Source organism: Halochromatium sp. (genome assembly GCF_046541315.1).
Lineage (GTDB): Bacteria > Pseudomonadota > Gammaproteobacteria > Chromatiales > Chromatiaceae > Lamprobacter.
This window is the reverse complement of the sequence record NZ_JBKHDN010000265.1, coordinates 1-3,284: the sequence shown is the minus strand read 5'-3', so window position 1 is coordinate 3,284 and position 3,284 is coordinate 1. Positions and strand designations below refer to the sequence as shown.

The following is a 3,284-nucleotide window of genomic DNA, read 5'->3' as shown; positions in this document are numbered from 1 at the left end:
CTCGCCCGGGCGCTCTCGCACCAAACGCGGCACCAGATAACCGGGGAGACGCTGGCGCAGTTCTGTGACCAGCGCCCGCGCCTCGGCCTCCGGGACATCGAAATGGGCGGCGCCGCTGACCGGATCGAGCAAATGCAGATAGTAGGGCAGCACGCGGCTGTCAAGGAGCGCCTCGGAGAGATCGGCAAGTGGCGTCACGGCGTCGTTGACGCCGCGCAAGAGGACGCTCTGATTGAGCAGGGGCGCGCCGATGTCGCTCAGTCCGCGCAAGGCGCGGCGTGCCTCGGGCCCGAGTTCGGCGGCGTGATTGACATGGGCGACGATCACCAGCCGCAGGCGGCTGCCGGCCAGGATGGCGCAGAGCCGCTCGCCGATCCGGCTCGGCAACAGCGTCGGCAACCGGGTGTGCAGGCGCAACCGCTTCAGCTGGGGGATGCGATCGAGCGCCTCGATCAGCCAGGCCAGGGTGGCGTCATCGAGCATCAGCGGATCGCCGCCACTCAGGATGACCTCCTCGATCGTGTCGGCGCGCTGGAGCGCCGCGAGCGCCGCGGCGAAGCGCTCCCGCCGCGCGCCCTCACCGCCATAGGGGAAATGGCGGCGAAAGCAGTAGCGGCAATGCGCTGCGCAGGCGCCGGTGGCGATCAACAGGGCGCGTCCCCGGTACTTCTGCAGGAGCCCGGGCGCGCGCTGCGCGGCGCCATCCCCGACCGGATCGGAGACGAAGCCAGCGATCGTCTTGACCTCGTCGGCGAGCGGCAACACCTGCCGCAACAGCGGATCATGGGGATCTTTGCGGCGCATCAAGGCCGCGAAACCGCGTGGGACCAGCAGCGGGAACCGCTCGCGCCGCTGCAGCGGCGCAGGGCGTAGATCGAGCCTGGGCAGCTGCGCGGGCGTCAGCTCAAGCGCGCTCAGCAGCGCCATGGGATCGGTGAAGGCGGCGGCCAGTTCCTGTTTCCAGGTCGGTTTGCGGTCAGTTTCCCCACCGACCGTCATGACCATTTCCACCCCCGGGTCTGCCATCGTTGTTGGGTTCGCGCTACCATAACGGGTTGAGTTTCTATCCGGCTGCGGCGCCCAGCGGCTCGACGTTGCCGGACCGGCCATCCTGTCGATGGCAAGATGCACTGCAAGAGGATCCGATGGCAAGTTACAAGACCAATGAATTCAAGGGCGGGCTGAAGATCATGCTCGACGGCGATCCCTATACGATCGTCGAAAACGAGTTTGTCAAGCCGGGCAAGGGCCAGGCCTTCAACCGCGTCAAGGTGCGCAACCTCAAGACCGGCCGGGTGGTGGAGCGAACCTTCAAGTCCGGCGACTCGGTCGAGGCCGCCGATGTGCACGAGACCGACCTCCAATTCCTCTACTACGATGGCGAACTCTGGCACTTCATGGACCCGACCAGCTTCGAGCAGTTGACCGCCGACGAGGCGGCGCTAGGCGAGGCGTCGAAATGGATCAAGGAGCAGGATCTGTGCAGTGTCACGCTCTACAACGGCCAACCGATCAGTGTCGAGGCGCCGAGCTTCGTGACGCTCGAGATCACCGAGACCGATCCCGGCCTCAAGGGCGACACCTCGGGCGGTGGCGGCAAGCCGGCCACGCTCGAGACCGGCGCGGTGGTCAATGTGCCGCTGTTCGTGCAGACCGGCGAGACGATCAAGGTCGACACGCGCACCGGCTCCTACGTCTCGCGCGCCAAGGACGACTAATGGCCGACGGTGTTCGCCTCGCCGGCACGGAGACGACATCGACTGCGCCGATCCGGGCTTGCGCGATGCTTGAACCGATCTCGCCGTGACCGCATCGACCCCGGCCAGGTCGTGGCCCCCGGTCGCCGAGCCCGAGGCGTTGCGGGCGCGCGCCCGGATGTTGCAGCGTCTGCGCGCCTTCTTCGCCGAGCGCGGCGTGCTCGAGGTCGAGACGCCGATCCTGTCGCGCGCCGGGGTGACCGATCCGACCCTGACCGTGCTGACCACCGACTGGCTCGGCGCGGACAGCGCCACGCGCCAGCCGCTGTTTCTGCACACCTCCCCGGAATTGCCGATGAAGCGGCTGCTGGCCGCGGGCAGCGGCCCGATCTATCAGGTCTGCAAGGTGTTCCGCGACGGCGAGCGCGGGCGTCGGCATCATCCCGAGTTCAGCCTGCTGGAGTGGTATCAGCCCGGCTGGACGCTGGATGCGCTGATCGACGAGGTCGCGGCGCTGGTGCGGTGGCTGCTCGAACGGCCCGCACTCGCGGTCGAGATCATCCGCTATCGCGACCTCTTTCGCGAGCGCCTGCGGGTCGATCCCTGGCAGGCCGAGGTGAGCGATCTCAGGGCGGCGGGGCGGGCAGCGGGTCTAACCGGCTGCGACGGGCTCGAACTGGATCGCGACGGCTGGCTGGACCTACTGATGAGCCGCTGTCTGGAGCCCGAGCTTGGTTGCGATCATCTGACCGTGGTGCGCGATTATCCGCCGAGCCAAGCCGCGTTGGCGCGCCTCGACCCCGGGCCTCCCTGCGTCGCGGCGCGCTTCGAGTGCTATCTCGACGGCATGGAATTGGCCAACGGCTTCGATGAGCTGACCGATGCCGCCGAGCAGCGGGCCCGCTTCGCCGCCGATCTGGAGGCGCGGCGGGCGGCCGGGCTGCCGCAGCCGCCGCTCGACGAGACCTTCCTCGCCGCGTTGGAAGCGGGCATGCCGCCGACCGCCGGGGTGGCATTGGGCCTCGATCGGCTGCTGATGGGGGCGCTGGGCGCGGAGCATATCGACGCGGTGCTCGCGTTTCCGGTCGAGCGCGCTTGAGCGGCCGACCCCGCTCACGGCGACCCGACAACCCGAGCGCTCCCGCACCCTCAGCGTGCCGCCGTCCGGATCCGCCCGATCGCGCTGCCATAGCGGACGCCAGTACCGGGCGTCAGCGTCGCGGCCCAGGCCACGGCCTCGGCGCCGAACAGCAGGATCACGGTCGAACCCATGTTGAAGCGCCCGAGTTCGTCGCCGCGCGCGAGCCGAATCGGCTCCGGCCCCGCCTCGCGGACGGTGGTCGCCTCGATCCGTGGGGGCGTGAGCTGGCCGTCCCAGACCGTCTCGATGCTGCCGACGAAGATCGCGCCGACCAGGACCAGGGCCATCGGCCCGGCTGCGGTCTCGAACAGGCAGACCAGGCGCTCGTTGCGGGCGAACAGGCCTGGCACGCCGGCGACGGTGGCCGGGTTGACGCTGAACAGCCGGCCCGGGATCTGGATGGTGCGGATCAGCTCGCCGCTGAGCGGCATGTGGATGCGGTGATA

The 3,284-nt window shown here is 69.0% G+C and carries 4 protein-coding genes; 2 read left to right on the top strand and 2 right to left on the bottom strand.

All coding sequences use genetic code 11. From position 1 onward, the window contains the following. A partial coding sequence (epmB, locus tag ACLFQI_RS12870) for an EF-P beta-lysylation protein EpmB (protein ID WP_410759909.1) occupies positions 1–999 on the bottom strand: 999 nt, incomplete at its 3' end. Positions 1,000–1,145: 146 nt separating this feature from the next. Here epmB and efp point away from each other — a divergent pair. Both efp and epmA read left to right on the top strand, forming a co-directional pair. Continuing rightward, complete coding sequence (gene efp / locus ACLFQI_RS12865; protein ID WP_410759907.1) at positions 1,146–1,718, top strand: elongation factor P; 573 nt, start codon at positions 1,146–1,148, stop codon at positions 1,716–1,718. Positions 1,719–1,803: 85 nt separating this feature from the next. Beyond that, a complete protein-coding gene (gene epmA / locus ACLFQI_RS12860; RefSeq protein ID WP_410759905.1) occupies positions 1,804–2,796 on the top strand; it encodes an EF-P lysine aminoacylase EpmA in 993 nt (330 codons plus the stop codon). 50 nt (positions 2,797–2,846) lie between these two features. Here the strand turns inward: epmA and asd are convergent. Then, a partial coding sequence (gene asd / locus ACLFQI_RS12855) for an archaetidylserine decarboxylase (RefSeq protein WP_410759904.1) occupies positions 2,847–3,284 on the bottom strand: 438 nt, incomplete at its 5' end.